We start from the raw sequence: 16,776 nt of genomic DNA on the forward strand, positions 1-16,776 counted from the left end.
CAAGGTAGCCTTTACATGAACAATATGAACGTAATTATTGCCGATGACCATCCGATTGTGCTGTTCGGGATCCGTAAGTCTCTGGAGCAAATTGAATGGGTTAATGTTGTTGGCGAATTTGAAGACTCCACTGCGCTAATTAACAACTTACCGAAGCTTGACGCACACGTACTGATTACCGACCTCTCCATGCCAGGAGACAAGTACGGTGATGGTATTACGCTTATCAAGTACATCAAACGCCATTTCCCAGGTCTGGCTATTATCGTGCTGACCATGAACAATAACCCGGCGATTCTGAGCGCCGTGCTGGATCTGGATATTGAAGGGATCGTGCTGAAGCAAGGCGCGCCAACTGACCTGCCAAAAGCGCTGGCTGCGCTGCAAAAAGGCAAGAAGTTTACCCCGGAGAGCGTCTCTCGCCTGCTGGAGAAAATCAGCGCGGGTGGTTACGGCGATAAGCGCCTGTCACCAAAAGAGAGCGAAGTGCTGCGTCTCTTTGCGGAAGGTTTCCTGGTAACAGAAATTGCGAAGAAGCTGAACCGCAGCATCAAAACCATCAGTAGCCAGAAAAAATCGGCGATGATGAAGCTGGGTGTGGAAAACGACATCGCGCTGCTGAACTACCTCTCCTCCGTGACGCTTTCGCCGTCAGAGAAAGACTAAACCGTGTTGCACATCGGGCCTGCTTATGTAGGCCCGATAAGCGCAGCGCCATCGGCGCAGCCTCGCACCAATTGCCGGATGGCGGCGTTGCCTTATCCGGCCTACCAACAAAATCCCTTACTCTCGCGCTTTACGGACTCGTGCGGCATAGACCGTTAGCGTCTGTTTGAGCACGTCCAGCGTCACCGGTTTCGACAGGCAGCTATCCATCCCCGACTCCAGACAGCGCTGCTTCTCTTCGGCCAGCGCGTTGGCCGTCACCCCAACAACCGGAAGCGTCAGCCCCAGCTGACGAATACGCTGCGTCAGGCGATAACCGTCCATATTCGGCATGTTGACGTCGCTGAGCACAATATCAATGTGATTCTTGCTCAGCACGTTCAGCGCATCAACGCCGTCGTTGGCGGTTTTACACTGATACCCCAGCGATCCCAGCTGATCGGCCAGTAATCGGCGGTTGATTGGATGATCGTCCACAACGAGGATCATCATGTCGTCGTTACTGTCTACCGGCGCTTCATGGGCAGACTGCAGCTCCGCTGCATCGCCCGTTTCCACCTTCACGCGATAGATACGTCCCAGCAACGTCATCAATTCATGCGGAGAGACAATACTGTGCACCCATTGGCTCGGCGCATATTCCTGAGGAATACCGATATGGCGGCGGCAGAAGACCACCGCGGCCCTGCCCGCCCACGGCTGCGACAGCTCATCATCCGCAATCAGTAGATCGTCCGGCCCCGGCGCTTCGCCGTCGTACAGGCGAACATCAATACCGTGCCAGCTCAGCAGCGAATGAATAAAGTCTGAAAGCGACGCATTGCGTATCGCCAGCCAGCAGCGAATCTTCGCCAGCCCATCGATGGACAGTGGAGTAGCGTCCTGCTCACCGTACAGCGGAATGCGCAGCGTAAACTGGCTCCCCATGCCCGGCTCGGTATCCACTGCAATATCGCCATCCATCATATTGACTAGCTTTTCACAAATCGCCAGCCCCAGCCCGGTCCCCTGGAAGTTACGCTGTACACCGGTTCCCACCTGGAAGAATGGGTCAAACAGGCGCACCACTTCTTTAGCCGGGATGCCGACACCGGTATCACGAATGCTGATGCTGAGGTAATACCCTTCGCGCTTCAGATGTAAAACGATGCAGCCGATATCGGTAAACTTAATCGCGTTGCTTAGCAGGTTAGAGATAACCTGCTGCAGACGCATCGGGTCGCCCATCAGCTTCATCGGCACGTCTGGCTCGATAAAGCAGTACATACCGAGCTGTTTTCTCACCACCAGTGGCAGATAGTTGGCGGTAATGTGGTTCATCACCTCTTTTGGCGAGAACTCGCGCGGCTCGATTTTCAGCTGCTCGGACTCAATTTTCGAGAAATCGAGGATATCGCTGATGATCTTCAGCAGCAGCCCGGAAGAGTTGTTCATCGCCGTCACCAGGCGATCAACGCCCTTCGGCAGCTCTTTGGTTTGCAGCAGATCAAGGTTACCGATGATCCCGTACAGCGGGGTACGCAACTCATGGCTGACGGTGGCGAGGAACATCGATTTCGACTGGCTCGCCTGCTCCGCCGCCTGCGCCATCTCTTGTAATGACTCTTCCATTTTGACACGCGAACTCACGTCCACCAGCACGCAGATCGCCACGTTTTCGTTGCGGTAGCGCGAATGAACGAAGCTGATTTGCAGGTTGGTATTGTTACTGGTGAGCACATCGACAAAGTTAACCTGCTGGCCGCAGATAATCTGCGTCAGGCGCTGACGATCCTCGTGGGTCAGCATATTGAGATAGTTATGCGCCAGTTCGTTACTCAGGATGTTGGTGCCGTCCTGAGTGCGCAGAATACAGATCCCCACCGGCGCCGAGGCGACAATTTTGCGGTTGAACTGCTCGTGCTCTTCAAGGCGCAGTGCATCGGATTCAGCCGGTAAAAAGATACGCCGCTCGTACATGCGCGCCATGGTAAACAGCGCAATACCGGTCAGCAGGTTCAGCAACAGCGCGTTCAGCACCAGAATACGAATGCGCTCCAGTACCGCATCCAGCGGCACCGAGTAGACAATACTCAGCGAGGACGGCGACAGCGTCTTCTTCAGCACCAGTTCACGGTAGCCAGCGGTGTAGCCAAACCACAGTCGCTCCTGCAAACCGCGCGCGTTGATATGCATTTTGGTATCCGGCCCCGCCAGGGTAATTAGCGTGTTGCCGTTATCATCGAGAATGGATACGCCCATCGGCATACTGCCTGGGGTAAAGAAGTTTTCTGCACGAATGGTTTGCTCAACGCCCAGCAGCGCCTGCAGACGGTTCGCCAGATAGACCGGCGTCAGCGCATAGAAGTAGCCGACGCTATGGCGCGGCCCTTGCCCTACCCAGAACAGATTGCCGCCGCGGTCGTCCTGCGGAGCGTTGCGATAGGCCATAATACGTTCGTGCAGCGCCTTCAGCGCCTCGCTGCGATCTACCGGCATTTCGCGTAGGCCAAAGTTGGCCATGCACAGGTTGTCACTGCCGATTAAAAAGACGCGGTTAAGATCGTAAGCCGCCGAGAAATTTTCCCGCCAGTAGCGCAGGAACCAGGACAGAGATTCCAGCGGGCCGCGCCAGGTGGTGTCGAGGGTACCGCAGTCGGAGTCGGGGAACAGCGGCTCAAAATCCGGCACATCGGAATTGTCTTTTACCTGCCCGCCCGGCAGCACGCCGTTCGCCGCGGTGAGACGGTTTTCCGCAATGTACTTGAGCTCCTTTATCACATCGGAAGTGCGCTGGAAGTAACGCTGGGCCTGATCGGAGTTGAGGATAAATTCCTGGCGGATTTCCGACTCTTTTTGATGCAAGGCATTCACGATATAGAAGACGGAAATCAGCGCGATAAGCAGCCAAAGCAGCAGCGCCAGCGCCCGAAACAGGTAACGTGAAACTTTCAGCGTTGTGCGAAAGGAGACAAGATATTTCAAAGTGGCGAAACTCCGCCGTTGAGGGCTAACAGGATGTGGTTAAGGTAGCGGGAAAAGCCGCTAGCCGCAATCAGAGAGTAGATTAACCCGCAGCATGGCACCGGGAAAAATCGCTAGCTCGGCCGAGCGCAGCGACGCCGGGAATACTACGAACATAAAAAAGGGCCGGTTTTCACCGACCCTTCTTGCCACGTTACTGACGATTACTCTTCAGCATCGTCCGCAACGTCGTCATCGCTGTCGGTCTCCGGCGCGATATCATCATCGCCTTCCGCCACGCTACCGTCGATAGCGTCCAGCTCTTCGTCATCAACCGGCTCGGCCACGCGCTGCAGACCCACTACGTTTTCATCTTCCGCAGTACGGATGAGGATAACGCCCTGGGTGTTACGCCCTACCACGCTGACTTCCGACACGCGAGTACGCACCAGCGTACCGGCATCGGTGATCATCATGATCTGGTCGCAGTCGTCGACCTGCACTGCGCCCACCACGGAGCCGTTACGCTCGGTGACTTTGATAGAGATAACGCCCTGCGTCGCACGCGACTTGGTCGGATACTCTTCGGCAGCAGTACGTTTACCATAGCCGTTCTGGGTCACGGTCAGGATTGCGCCTTCGCCACGTGGAACAATCAGCGATACCACGCTGTCTTTTTCCGCGAGCTTGATACCGCGAACGCCAGTCGCAGTACGACCCATCGCGCGAACGGCATCTTCTTTAAAGCGCACCACTTTACCGGCGGCAGAGAACAGCATGACTTCATCGGAGCCGGAGGTCAGGTCAACACCAATCAGCTCGTCGCCTTCGTTCAGGTTCACCGCGATAATACCGGCAGAGCGCGGACGGCTGAACTCAGTCAGCGCCGTTTTCTTCACGGTACCGCTGGCGGTCGCCATAAAGACGTTCACGCCCTCTTCGTACTCGCGTACCGGCAGGATGGCGGTGATACGTTCGTTCGCTTCCAGCGGCAGCAGGTTGACGATCGGACGGCCACGCGCACCACGGCTGGCTTCCGGCAGCTGATAGACCTTCATCCAGTACAGACGACCACGGCTGGAGAAGCAGAGGATCGTGTCGTGAGTGTTGGCCACCAGCAGGCGGTCGATAAAGTCTTCTTCTTTAATACGGGCAGCTGACTTGCCTTTACCACCACGACGCTGAGCTTCGTAATCGGTAAGCGGCTGATATTTGACGTAACCCTGGTGAGACAGCGTTACCACAACATCCTCCTGGCTGATCAGATCTTCGATATTAATATCGGCGCTGTTCGCGGTGATTTCAGTACGACGTTCGTCGCCGAACTGTTCACGAACCAGCTCCAGCTCTTCACGGATCACTTCCATCAGACGCTCGGCGCTGCCCAGAATGCGCAGCAGTTCAGCAATCTGTTCCAGCAGCTCTTTGTACTCGTCGAGCAGTTTTTCATGCTCAAGGCCGGTCAGTTTCTGCAGACGCAGATCCAGAATCGCCTGTGCCTGCTGTTCGGTCAGGTAGTATTTACCGTCACGAACGCCAAACTCAGGTTCCAGCCACTCTGGACGCGCCGCGTCATCACCCGCACGTTCCAGCATCGCGGAAACGTTGCCCAGTTCCCACGACTGTGCCACCAGGCCCGCTTTCGCTTCGGCCGGGGTTGGCGCACGACGGATCAGTTCAATGATCGGGTCAATGTTAGCCAGCGCAACGGCCAGCGCTTCCAGGATGTGCGCGCGGTCACGCGCTTTACGCAGTTCGAAAATGGTACGGCGAGTCACCACTTCACGGCGGTGACGCACGAACGCAGCGATAATCTCTTTCAGGTTCATGATCTTCGGCTGACCATGGTGCAGGGCAACCATGTTGATACCGAAGGAGACCTGCAGCTGGGTCTGGGAGTAGAGGTTGTTCAGCACCACTTCCCCGACCGCGTCGCGTTTCACTTCAATCACGATGCGCATACCGTCTTTATCAGACTCGTCACGCAGCGCGCTGATGCCTTCAACGCGTTTATCTTTTACCAGCTCGGCGATTTTCTCGATCAGGCGCGCTTTGTTCACCTGATACGGAATTTCGTGCACGATGATGGTTTCACGACCGGTTTTAGCGTCGGCTTCGACTTCCGCGCGAGCGCGAATGTACACTTTGCCACGACCGGTACGATAGGCTTCTTCAATCCCGCGGCGGCCGTTAATAATGGCGGCAGTCGGGAAATCCGGGCCTGGGATGTGTTCCATCAAACCTTCGATGGTGATGTCTTCGTTGTCGACATACGCCAGACAGCCATTGATCACTTCTGTCAGGTTGTGCGGTGGAATGTTGGTGGCCATACCTACGGCGATACCAGAGGCACCGTTAACCAGCAGGTTAGGAATTTTGGTCGGCATGACATCTGGAATACGTTCGGTGCCGTCGTAGTTATCGACGAAGTCCACCGTCTCTTTTTCCAGATCGGCCATCAGCTCATGGGCGATTTTCGACATACGGATTTCCGTATAACGCATCGCTGCGGCGGAGTCGCCATCGACAGAACCGAAGTTACCTTGACCATCTACCAGCATGTATCGCAGCGAGAATGGCTGTGCCATACGGACGATAGTGTCATAGACGGCAGTATCACCATGCGGGTGATATTTACCGATCACGTCACCCACGACACGGGCTGATTTTTTATAGGCTTTGTTCCAGTCATTGCCCAATACGTTCATGGCGTAAAGTACGCGACGGTGTACCGGCTTCAGGCCATCTCGGACATCCGGCAGCGCACGGCCAACAATGACCGACATCGCATAATCCAGATAAGAGTTCTTAAGCTCTTCCTCAATGTTGACCGGTGTAATTTCTCTCGCAAGGTCGCTCATCTAACCGCTATCCCTCTACTGTATTCCCGGATTCAAAGGTCGCAAATTATAACACATTAGCGTAAAGACAGGTAAACCCATTAGCACCCGCCGAACGCTTTATTCACGCCGTGGTACTGATATACTCGCTGGCAATAACGAAATAAGGAGCAGGAACAGCCATGAATGCCGAAAAAGCCGCGGTAGCGCACAACGTAGACCACGAAGAGATCGCCAAATTCGAGGCGGTCGCGTCACGTTGGTGGGATCTGGAGGGGGAATTTAAGCCTCTGCACCGCATTAACCCGCTGCGTCTGGGCTACATCGCCGAACGTTCCGGCGGCCTGTTTGGCAAGAAAGTGCTGGACGTCGGCTGCGGCGGCGGCATTCTGGCCGAAAGCATGGCGCGTGAAGGTGCTACGGTCACCGGGCTGGATATGGGTTTCGAGCCGCTGCAGGTAGCAAAGCTGCACTCATTAGAAACCGCTATTCCGGTCGATTACGTTCAGGAAACGGTTGAAGAGCACGCTGCCAAACACGCCGGGCAGTATGACGTGGTGACCTGCATGGAGATGCTGGAACACGTTCCAGACCCACAGTCGGTAGTAAAAGCCTGCGCCCAACTGGTGAAGCCCGGTGGCCAGGTCTTCTTCTCCACGCTCAACCGCAACGGCAAATCCTGGCTGATGGCGGTGGTTGGCGCGGAGTACATTCTGCGCATGGTGCCAAAAGGCACCCATGACGTGAAGAAATTCATCAAGCCGGCCGAACTGCTGAGCTGGGTTGACCAAACCGTGTTGAAAGAGCGCCATATGATTGGTCTGCACTACAACCCGATAACCAACAGCTTTAAGCTGGCGCCGGGCGTAGACGTTAACTATATGCTGCACACCACCGCCAAAAGCGAATAAATCTGCGCTCATGGCCTGATGGCGCTCTATTGTAGGCCGGATAAGCGCAGCGCCATCCGGCACCAGGCTACAATGCCTGATGGCGCTGCGCTTATCAGGCCTACGTGTCCCCTACCAATCATGGGAGGCGTTTACGACAAAATTGCGCTACATCATATTGCGCAATTTCCCCCTTCGACGAAGAAATCAGCACTCGATCAAATTTTCATTTTTTTTTGCAAATTATTGACATTCCCGCCAGCCCTTATGCGCCGTGGACTTCACGTTTTTTACCCTTTCCCAACCTCACTTTAACCTCAAATGCAACTCTTGTATTCAAATGAACCCGGACTAGAATACTCACCATATAGCGTTTAATTAATCAACGAACCCCTACATGTAGTATTTATCCACAGGTTTTGCTACAACGGTAATTGTGGATAAATCAGGGGATATTTTCCTTTTCACGGACAGGTAAAAATCACATGAATCAGAGTCTGCTGGTGACTAAGCGTGACGGCCGCACAGAACGCATTAACCTCGACAAAATTCATCGCGTGCTGGATTGGGCCGCCGAAGGGCTGCACAACGTTTCGATTTCCCAGGTCGAACTGCGTTCACACATCCAGTTCTACGACGGGATTAAAACGTCCGACATTCATGAAACCATTATCAAAGCAGCCGCAGACCTGATCTCCAGCGAAGCACCGGACTACCAGTACCTGGCCGCGCGCCTGGCGGTATTCCACCTGCGCAAAAAAGCCTACGGCCAGTTTGAACCACCGGCACTGTTCGACCATGTCAAACACATGGTTAACCTGGGTAAATACGACAATCATCTGCTGGAAGACTATACGGAAGAAGAGTTCAAGCAGATGGACTCGTTCATTGTTCACGACCGTGACATGACCTTCTCCTACGCTGCCGTTAAGCAGCTGGAAGGGAAATACCTGGTCCAGAACCGCGTGACCGGCGAAATCTACGAGAGCGCCCAGTTCCTCTATATTCTGGTGGCTGCGTGCCTGTTCTCGAACTACCCGCGTGAAACCCGTCTGAGCTACGTGAAGCGCTTCTACGATGCGGTCTCCACGTTCAAAATTTCTCTGCCTACGCCGATTATGTCCGGCGTGCGTACCCCAACTCGTCAGTTCAGCTCTTGCGTACTGATCGAGTGCGGCGACAGCCTGGATTCCATCAACGCCACCTCCAGCGCTATCGTGAAATACGTTTCCCAGCGTGCCGGTATCGGCATCAACGCCGGTCGCATTCGTGCGCTGGGTAGCCCGATTCGCGGCGGTGAAGCGTTCCACACCGGCTGTATTCCGTTCTACAAGCACTTCCAGACGGCGGTTAAATCCTGCTCTCAGGGCGGCGTACGCGGTGGTGCGGCCACCCTGTTCTACCCTATGTGGCACCTGGAAGTGGAAAGCCTGCTGGTACTGAAAAACAACCGTGGCGTGGAAGGCAACCGCGTGCGTCATATGGACTACGGCGTACAGATCAACAAGCTGATGTACACCCGTCTGCTGAAAGGCGGCGACATCACCCTGTTCAGCCCATCCGACGTCCCTGGCCTGTACGATGCGTTCTTCGCCGACCAGGACGAGTTCGAGCGTCTGTACACTCAATATGAAAACGACGACAGCATCCGCAAGCAGCGCGTGAAAGCGGTTGAACTGTTCTCCCTGATGATGCAGGAACGTGCTTCTACCGGCCGTATCTACATCCAGAACGTTGACCACTGCAACACCCACAGCCCGTTTGACCCGGTTGTCGCACCAGTTCGCCAGTCTAACCTGTGCCTGGAAATCGCCCTGCCGACCAAACCGCTGGATGACGTGAACGACGAAAACGGCGAAATCGCCCTGTGTACGCTGTCCGCCTTCAACCTGGGCGCTATCAAGAGCCTGGACGAGCTGGAAGAGCTGGCGGTGCTGGCAGTACGTGCACTGGATGCCCTGCTGGATTACCAGGACTACCCAATCAAAGCCGCTGAACGTGGCGCAATGGGTCGTCGTACGCTGGGTATCGGCGTTATCAACTACGCCTACTGGCTGGCGAAAAACGGCAAGCGCTACTCCGACGGCAGTGCCAACAACCTGACGCACCAGACCTTCGAAGCAATTCAGTACTACCTGCTGAAAGCCTCCAACGAGCTGGCGAAAGAGCAAGGCGCGTGCCCGTGGTTCAACGAAACCACCTACTCGCAGGGCATTCTGCCAATCGACACCTATAAGAAAGACCTGGATGCGATTACTAACGAGCCGCTGCATCTGGATTGGGAAGCGCTGCGTGAGTCCATTAAGACCCACGGTCTGCGTAACTCCACGCTCTCTGCCCTGATGCCGTCCGAGACCTCTTCGCAGATCTCCAACGCCACCAACGGCATTGAGCCGCCGCGCGGCTACGTGAGCATCAAAGCGTCGAAAGACGGTATCCTGCGCCAGGTAGTGCCGGACTACGAGCACCTGCACAACGCTTACGAGCTGCTGTGGGAAATGCCGAACAACGACGGTTATCTGCAGTTGGTGGGTATCATGCAGAAGTTTATCGACCAGTCGATCTCTGCCAACACCAACTATGACCCGACGCGCTTCCCGTCTGGCAAAGTCCCGATGCAGCAGCTGTTGAAAGACCTGCTCACCGCCTACAAATTTGGCGTGAAGACCCTGTACTACCAGAACACCCGCGACGGTGCGGAAGATGCGCAGGACGATCTGGCGCCATCCATTCAGGATGACGGCTGCGAAAGCGGCGCTTGTAAGATCTAATAACGATTGCCGGGCAGCAACACGCTGACCCGGCCTTTGATTTCCGTATCGACCAAAACCTTATTCGGTGTACGGATTTATTTGCGATGATATTGTAAGCAGGTAAGTAACCGCCATCCGGCATTACTCTCCAGACAGGATTGACATCAATGGCATACACCACTTTTTCACAGACGAAAAACGATCAGCTCAAAGAGCCGATGTTCTTTGGCCAGCCGGTCAACGTGGCACGCTACGACCAGCAAAAATATGACATCTTCGAAAAGCTAATTGAAAAACAGCTCTCCTTCTTCTGGCGTCCGGAAGAAGTTGACGTTTCCCGCGACCGTATCGACTACCAGGCGCTGCCGGAACACGAAAAGCATATTTTCATCAGCAACCTGAAGTATCAAACCCTGCTGGACTCTATCCAGGGCCGTAGCCCGAACGTCGCGCTGCTGCCGCTGATTTCCATTCCGGAACTGGAAACCTGGGTTGAAACGTGGGCGTTCTCTGAAACCATCCACTCGCGCTCTTACACCCACATCATCCGCAACATCGTCAACGATCCGGCGATTGTGTTTGATGACATCGTGACCAACGAACAAATTCAGAAGCGTGCCGAAGGCATCTCCAGCTATTACGACGAGCTGATCGAAATGACCAGCTACTGGCACCTGCTGGGCGAAGGTACTCACACCGTTAACGGAAAAACCGTAACCGTGAACCTGCGCGAGCTGAAAAAGAAACTCTATATCTGCCTGATGAGCGTGAACGCGCTAGAAGCCATTCGCTTCTACGTCAGCTTCGCTTGCTCCTTCGCCTTCGCCGAGCGCGAACTGATGGAAGGCAACGCCAAGATTATTCGCCTGATCGCCCGCGATGAAGCGCTGCACCTGACCGGCACCCAGCACATGCTGAACCTGCTGCGCAGCGGCGCGGATGACCCGGAAATGGCGGAGATTGCGGAAGAGTGCAAACAGGAATGCTATGACCTGTTCGTGCAGGCTGCCGTACAGGAAAAAGAGTGGGCGGATTATCTGTTCCGCGACGGCTCAATGATTGGCCTGAACAAAGACATTCTGTGCCAGTACGTTGAGTACATCACCAACATCCGTATGCAGGCGGTTGGCCTGGATCTGCCGTTCCAGACCCGCTCTAACCCAATCCCGTGGATCAACACCTGGCTGGTGTCCGATAACGTGCAGGTTGCCCCGCAGGAAGTGGAAGTCAGCTCCTATCTGGTCGGCCAGATTGACTCGGAAGTCAATACTGACGATCTCAGCGACTTCCAGCTCTAATGAGCCGCGTTTTTCTGCGCATCTCTGGCACGCGTTTGCAGTGCCAGGATGAACACCCTTCCCTGCTGGCGGCGCTGGAATCTCACAACGTTGAGGTGGAATACCAGTGCCGCGAAGGCTACTGCGGCTCCTGCCGCACACGGTTGGTGTCCGGCCAGGTTGACTGGCTGACCGAGCCGCTGGCCTTTATCCAGCCGGGTGAAATTTTGCCCTGCTGCTGCCGGGCAAAGGGTGATATAGAAATTGAGATGTAACGGTGAGTGCACTTCGTGTGCACTCACCAACGGCATCGCGCCACGGCGCATAGGCCATCAGAAAAATGGCGTAGCACAGCAACAAGTTGCTGGCGGCGGCCATATCTAATAAAAAGCGACCCACCACACACTTCTCGCCATTACCCTTTTCGATTGATGCGCGAATATGTTCGAAATCAAACAAAATAATCCATACACATGACTTAATGTTGTTAAAACGAACATTAAGGACACATTATGGACAGCGCCTCTGTCAATGAATACGATGCCATTATCATCGGCGGCGGAGCCACCGGAGCCGGTATCGCCCGCGACGCCTCCCTGCGTGGGCTGAAGGTCGCGCTGGTTGAGCGCTTTGATATCGCCACCGGTGCCACCGGCCGCAACCACGGCCTGCTGCACAGCGGCGCACGCTACGCGGTGACCGACAGCGAATCGGCGCGCGAATGCATCAGCGAAAATCAGATCCTGCGGCGCATCGCCCGTCACTGCATCGAGCCCACCAGCGGGCTGTTTATCACCCTGCCCGAAGACGATCTCAGCTACCAGCGCACCTTTATGGATGCCTGCCAGGCGGCAGGGATTCAGGCTGAAGCTATCGACCCTGTGCTCGCGCGGCAGATGGAACCGGCAGTGAACCCGGCATTAGTCGGCGCAGTTCGCGTACCCGACGGTACCGTTGACCCCTTCCGTCTCACCGCCGCCAATATGCTCGACGCCCGCGAACATGGCGCGACGATTTTTACCGCCCATGAAGTCACCGGCCTGATTCGCCACAATGACCGCATCAGCGGCGTTCGCCTGCTCAACCACACCACCGGGCAACCGCGCGAGCTGCGTGCGCCGGTGGTGGTCAACGCCGCCGGGATCTGGGGCCAGCGCATCGCCGAATACGCCGACCTGCGCATCCGCATGTTCCCGGCGAAAGGCTCGCTGCTGATTTTTGAAAACCGTATTAACCAGCACGTGATCAACCGCTGCCGCCCGCCAGCCGATGCCGATATTCTGGTGCCCGGCGACACGATTTCGCTGATTGGTACCACCTCAACGCATATTGATTACGATGATATTGACCGCTGCCGCGTCACCGCCGACGAGGTGGATATCCTGCTGCGCGAAGGCGAGAAGCTGTCGCCATTAATGGCAAATACCCGCATCCTTCGCGCTTACTGCGGCGTGCGCCCACTGGTTGCCAGCGATGATGACCCCAGCGGGCGCAACGTCAGCCGGGGCATTGTCCTGCTGGATCACGCCGAACGCGACGGGCTGGAAGGGTTTATCACCATTACCGGCGGCAAGCTGATGACCTATCGCCTGATGGCTGAATGGGCCACCGATGCTATCTGCCGCAAACTGAACCACAGCGGCACCTGCACCACCGCCGAAACGCCGCTACCTGGCTCTCGCGAATCGGCGGAGAAAACGCTCCAGCGCATGATTTCCCTGCCCGCGCCGCTGCGCGGTTCAGCGGTCTATCGCCACGGCGACCGCACGCCGGAGTGGCTAGGCAACGGTCGATTGCAGCGCAGCGTGGTCTGCGAGTGCGAAGCCGTGACCGCGGGCGAAGTGGAGTACGCGGTGGAAAATCTGGCGGTCAATAACCTGCTGGATTTACGCCGCCGCACCCGCGTCGGTATGGGAACCTGTCAGGGCGAGCTATGCGCCTGCCGTGCCGCCGGCCTGCTCCAGCGCTATCGCGCCGCCACCTCGGCGCAATCACTTACCCAGCTTTCCGCCTTCCTCAACGAACGCTGGAAAGGCGTGCAGCCGATCGCCTGGGGCGATGCGCTGCGCGAAAGCGAACTGACACGCTGGGTATACCAGGGATTGTGCGGCCTGCAAAAGGAGCCTGAAGATGAAATTTGATAGCGTGATTATCGGCGGCGGGCTCGCCGGGCTGCTGTGCGGCATTGAGCTACAAAAAGCGGGCCTGCGCGCAGTGATTGTGAGTCGAGGCCAGAGCGCACTGCACTTCTCCTCTGGCTCACTGGACCTGCTTAGCGCGCTGCCCGACGGCCAACCGGTTACCGACATCAACAGCGGGCTGGCCGCGCTACGCGAACAATCGCCACAACATCCCTATAGCCTGATTGGCGCTGACCTTGTGCAGCGCTATGCGCGACAGACACAGACCCTGTTGGCGGAGTGTGGGATGAACATGCTCGGCGATATGGCAAAGCCGCATCAGCGCATTACCCCGCTGGGCACCCAGCGCGCCGCCTGGCTCAGCCCGTCGGAAGTGCCGATTATCCCGCTCACACACGGGCGTACTCGGGTGGTGGGCATTAGCGGGTTTCTCGATTTCCAGCCGCATCTGGTCGCCGAATCCTTGCAACAGCAGGGGCTTAATGCCGATGCTGCTGAAATCGATTTGCCGGAGCTGGATGTGCTGCGCGAGAACCCAACCGAGTTCCGCGCGGTGAATATCGCCAGAGTGCTGGATGAAAAAGCACACTGGTCGATGCTGCATCAGGCGCTGCTGCCGCTCAGCGAGGGGCGCGACACGCTGGTGATGCCCGCCTGCTTTGGCCTGCGCGATACCGCGCTGTTCGACTGGCTTAACCATAATCTCCCCTGCACCCTTTCGCTGCTGCCGACGCTGCCGCCTTCCGTGCCGGGCATGCGGCTACACGCCTCGCTGCAACGGCGTTTTGTTGCGCTGGGCGGAACCTGGATGCCGGGCGATGAAACGGTGCGCGTCAGCCACGATCGCGGCGAGGTTCACGAAGTCTGGACGCGTAACCACGGCGATATCCCACTGCGCCCACGCTATGCGGTATTAGCCAGCGGCAGCTTCTTCAGCAACGGCCTGACCGCCGGTCGCGACGGTATTCGCGAGTCCATTATGGGTCTGGATATTCAGCAGCCCGCCTCGCGCAGCGCGGGCTACCGCGATGACTTCTTTGACCCGCAGCCGTGGCAGCAGTCCGGCGCTATTGTCGATGCCGAACTGCATCCCGCGCTCCGCGGCTTGCCAATGCGTAACCTGTTTGCCATCGGCTCAGTGCTCGGCGGCTTTGACCCGATCGCCCAAGGTTGCGGCGGGGGCGTGTGCGCCGTCACCGCGCTGCACGCCGCCGCGCAGATTATCCGTTTAGCGGGAGGTGAAGCATGAGCCAGCAAAGTTTCGAAAACTGCATTAAATGCACCGTTTGCACCACCGTCTGCCCCGTCAGCCGCGTCAACCCGCGCTATCCGGGGCCGAAACAGGCCGGGCCGGACGGTGAGCGCCTGCGCCGCAAAGATGCCGGGCTGTATGACGAGGCGTTAAAATACTGCATCAACTGCAAGCGCTGTGAAGTCGCCTGCCCGTCCGATGTGAAAATTGGCGATATTATCCAGCGCGCCCGTGCCGACTATAGCCAGCAAAAGCCGGGGATCCGCGATACAATCCTCAGCCATACCGACCTGATGGGCACGCTATCTACGCCGTTCGCCCCCATCGTCAACGCCGCCACCGGCCTGAAGCCGGTACGCCAGTTGCTCGATAGCGCCCTCAAGATTGACCACCACCGCGCCCTGCCGAAATATTCCTTTGGCACCTTCCGCCGCCGCTACGCGCGTATTGCCGCTCAACAGGCGCAGTTTGCCGAGCAGGTGGCGTTCTTCCACGGCTGCTACGTCAATTACAACCACCCACAGCTCGGGATCGATCTGATTAAAGTGATGAACGCGATGGGGATTGGCGTGCAGTTGCTCAGCAAAGAGAAGTGCTGCGGCGTGCCGCTGATTGCCAACGGGTTCTTTGACAAAGCGCGCCGCCAGGCGCAAAGCAACGTCGCTTCGCTGCGGGAAGCGATTGGCGGCAAAAAGCTGCCGGTAATTGCTACGTCATCTACCTGCACCTTTACGCTGCGCGATGAGTACCCGCACCTGCTGGATGTCGATAACCACGACCTGCGCGACAACATTGAGCTGGCAACCCGCTGGCTGTGGCGCAAACTGGACGATGGCGCGGAGCTGCCGTTAAAGACGCTGCCGCTAAAGGTGGTTTACCACACGCCGTGTCATATGGAGAAGATGGGCTGGTCGCTGTACACCCTGGAGTTAATCCGCCGCATACCGGGCATTGAACTCCAGGTACTGGATTCACAGTGCTGCGGGATAGCGGGAACATACGGCTTCAAAACGGAGAACTACCCAACGTCGCAGGCGATAGGCGCACCGCTCTTCGCGCAAATTGAAGCGAGCGGTGCAGACCTGGTGATTACCGACTGCGAGACCTGCAAATGGCAGATTGAGATGTCCACCAGTAAGCGCTGTGAACATCCGATAACTCTGCTGGCGCGGGCGCTAGTCTAAATCACATGTTCTGAAGGGGAGAATGCTAGTAGCTCCCCTTTCCCTGCGGCTGTTCGGTCACGGATTTGAATATCGCCAGACGTTTATCAAGCGCGCTGGTATAGAGATTGGTATCCACCCCCACCGCGACAAAATTAGCCCCCCACGCCAGTACTTTTTGCGCCATTTCAGGGTCAACGGCCAGGAACCCAGCCGCCTTTCCCGCAGCACGAATGCGTCGTATGCTCTGCTCAATAACCCGCTGAACTTCCGGATGCCCGGCGTTATCCGGGTACCCTAACGAAGCCGATAAATCAGCGGGGCCGATAAAGACGCCATCAATCCCCTCAACCTCCAGGATCTCATCCAGATTATCAAGAGCCGTTTTGCTCTCCATCTGAATCAACAGGCACAGTTCATCGTTGGCCCTCGCCATATAGTTCTCGACCCGTCCCCAACGGGCGGCGCGAGCCACCCCAGCACCAACGCCACGGGTACCGACAGGTGGGTAGCGGGTGGCAGAGACAATATCCCTCGCCTGCTCAGCGGTATCAACCATCGGAATCAGCAGCGTTCTGGTGCCAATATCCAGCACCTGTTTAATCAGGCTACGATTGCCCTCTACCGGGCGAATAACCGGATGGCTGGCGTAGGGAGCAATAGCCTGGAGTTGATGGTAAAGATCCTGCACAGTATTCGGCGCATGCTCGCCGTCAATCAGCAGCCAGTCGTAACCCGACGTGGCGGCAATTTCCGCCATGTAAGAAGAGGTCGTGCTCAGCCACAAACCTATTTGCGCCTCTCCCTGCAATAATCCCGCTTTAAACGGATTCGATAAAATAGCGTTCATA

Annotated in this window: 11 protein-coding genes; 8 read left to right on the forward strand and 3 right to left on the reverse strand. The window is 56.6% G+C overall.

Annotated elements, in window-relative coordinates:
* Positions 1-15: 15 nt before the first annotated feature.
* Entirely contained in the window at positions 16-666 is a 651-nt protein-coding gene (gene rcsB / locus ACLGE8_RS08220) for a response regulator transcription factor RcsB (RefSeq protein ID WP_410997797.1), read from the forward strand.
* Between the two features lie 117 nt (positions 667-783).
* On the opposite strand, the gene rcsC is transcribed toward rcsB, so the two are convergent.
* Entirely contained in the window at positions 784-3,630 is a 2,847-nt protein-coding gene (rcsC, locus tag ACLGE8_RS08225; RefSeq protein WP_410997799.1) for a two-component system sensor histidine kinase RcsC, read from the reverse strand.
* A 203-nt stretch (positions 3,631-3,833) separates the two neighbouring features.
* A complete protein-coding gene (gyrA, locus tag ACLGE8_RS08230) occupies positions 3,834-6,470 on the reverse strand; it encodes a DNA topoisomerase (ATP-hydrolyzing) subunit A (protein ID WP_410997801.1) in 2,637 nt (878 codons plus the stop codon).
* Positions 6,471-6,631: 161 nt separating this feature from the next.
* Here gyrA and ubiG point away from each other — a divergent pair, with 161 nt between their 5' ends.
* The 7 genes from ubiG to glpC all read left to right on the forward strand — a co-directional run bounded on the left by ubiG (position 6,632) and on the right by glpC (position 15,946).
* Complete coding sequence (ubiG, locus tag ACLGE8_RS08235; RefSeq protein WP_410997803.1) at positions 6,632-7,360, forward strand: bifunctional 2-polyprenyl-6-hydroxyphenol methylase/3-demethylubiquinol 3-O-methyltransferase UbiG; 729 nt, start codon at positions 6,632-6,634, stop codon at positions 7,358-7,360.
* A 464-nt stretch (positions 7,361-7,824) separates the two neighbouring features.
* A complete protein-coding gene (nrdA, locus tag ACLGE8_RS08240) occupies positions 7,825-10,110 on the forward strand; it encodes a class 1a ribonucleoside-diphosphate reductase subunit alpha (protein WP_410997805.1) in 2,286 nt (761 codons plus the stop codon).
* A 149-nt stretch (positions 10,111-10,259) separates the two neighbouring features.
* Positions 10,260-11,390 carry a class Ia ribonucleoside-diphosphate reductase subunit beta gene (gene nrdB / locus ACLGE8_RS08245; protein ID WP_035892621.1) on the forward strand — a complete coding sequence of 377 codons (1,131 nt, stop codon included), beginning with the start codon at positions 10,260-10,262 and terminating at the stop codon, positions 11,388-11,390.
* Positions 11,390-11,644 carry a class I ribonucleotide reductase maintenance protein YfaE gene (gene yfaE / locus ACLGE8_RS08250; protein ID WP_035892620.1) on the forward strand — a complete coding sequence of 85 codons (255 nt, stop codon included), beginning with the start codon at positions 11,390-11,392 and terminating at the stop codon, positions 11,642-11,644. Before nrdB ends, yfaE begins: the two co-directional genes overlap by 1 nt.
* A 237-nt stretch (positions 11,645-11,881) precedes the next feature.
* Positions 11,882-13,510, forward strand: a complete 1,629-nt coding sequence (glpA, locus tag ACLGE8_RS08255; RefSeq protein WP_410997807.1) for an anaerobic glycerol-3-phosphate dehydrogenase subunit A — start codon at positions 11,882-11,884, stop codon at positions 13,508-13,510.
* Positions 13,500-14,759 (forward strand): glycerol-3-phosphate dehydrogenase subunit GlpB, encoded by a 1,260-nt coding sequence (gene glpB / locus ACLGE8_RS08260; protein WP_410997809.1) that lies wholly within the window; start codon positions 13,500-13,502, stop codon positions 14,757-14,759. Before glpA ends, glpB begins: the two co-directional genes overlap by 11 nt.
* Positions 14,756-15,946 carry an anaerobic glycerol-3-phosphate dehydrogenase subunit GlpC gene (gene glpC / locus ACLGE8_RS08265; RefSeq protein WP_410997811.1) on the forward strand — a complete coding sequence of 397 codons (1,191 nt, stop codon included), beginning with the start codon at positions 14,756-14,758 and terminating at the stop codon, positions 15,944-15,946. The genes glpB and glpC overlap by 4 nt, the downstream gene beginning before the upstream one ends.
* A 25-nt stretch (positions 15,947-15,971) precedes the next feature.
* Here the strand turns inward: glpC and yfaU are convergent, their stop codons facing one another.
* The gene (yfaU, locus tag ACLGE8_RS08270; protein ID WP_410997813.1) at positions 15,972-16,775 is read right to left on the reverse strand and encodes a 2-keto-3-deoxy-L-rhamnonate aldolase; all 804 of its coding nucleotides are present in this window, start codon (positions 16,773-16,775) and stop codon (positions 15,972-15,974) included.
* Position 16,776: the final 1 nt, after the last annotated feature.

The sequence above is a fragment of the Kluyvera sp. 142486 genome (assembly GCF_046569695.1).
Taxonomy (GTDB): domain Bacteria; phylum Pseudomonadota; class Gammaproteobacteria; order Enterobacterales; family Enterobacteriaceae; genus Kluyvera.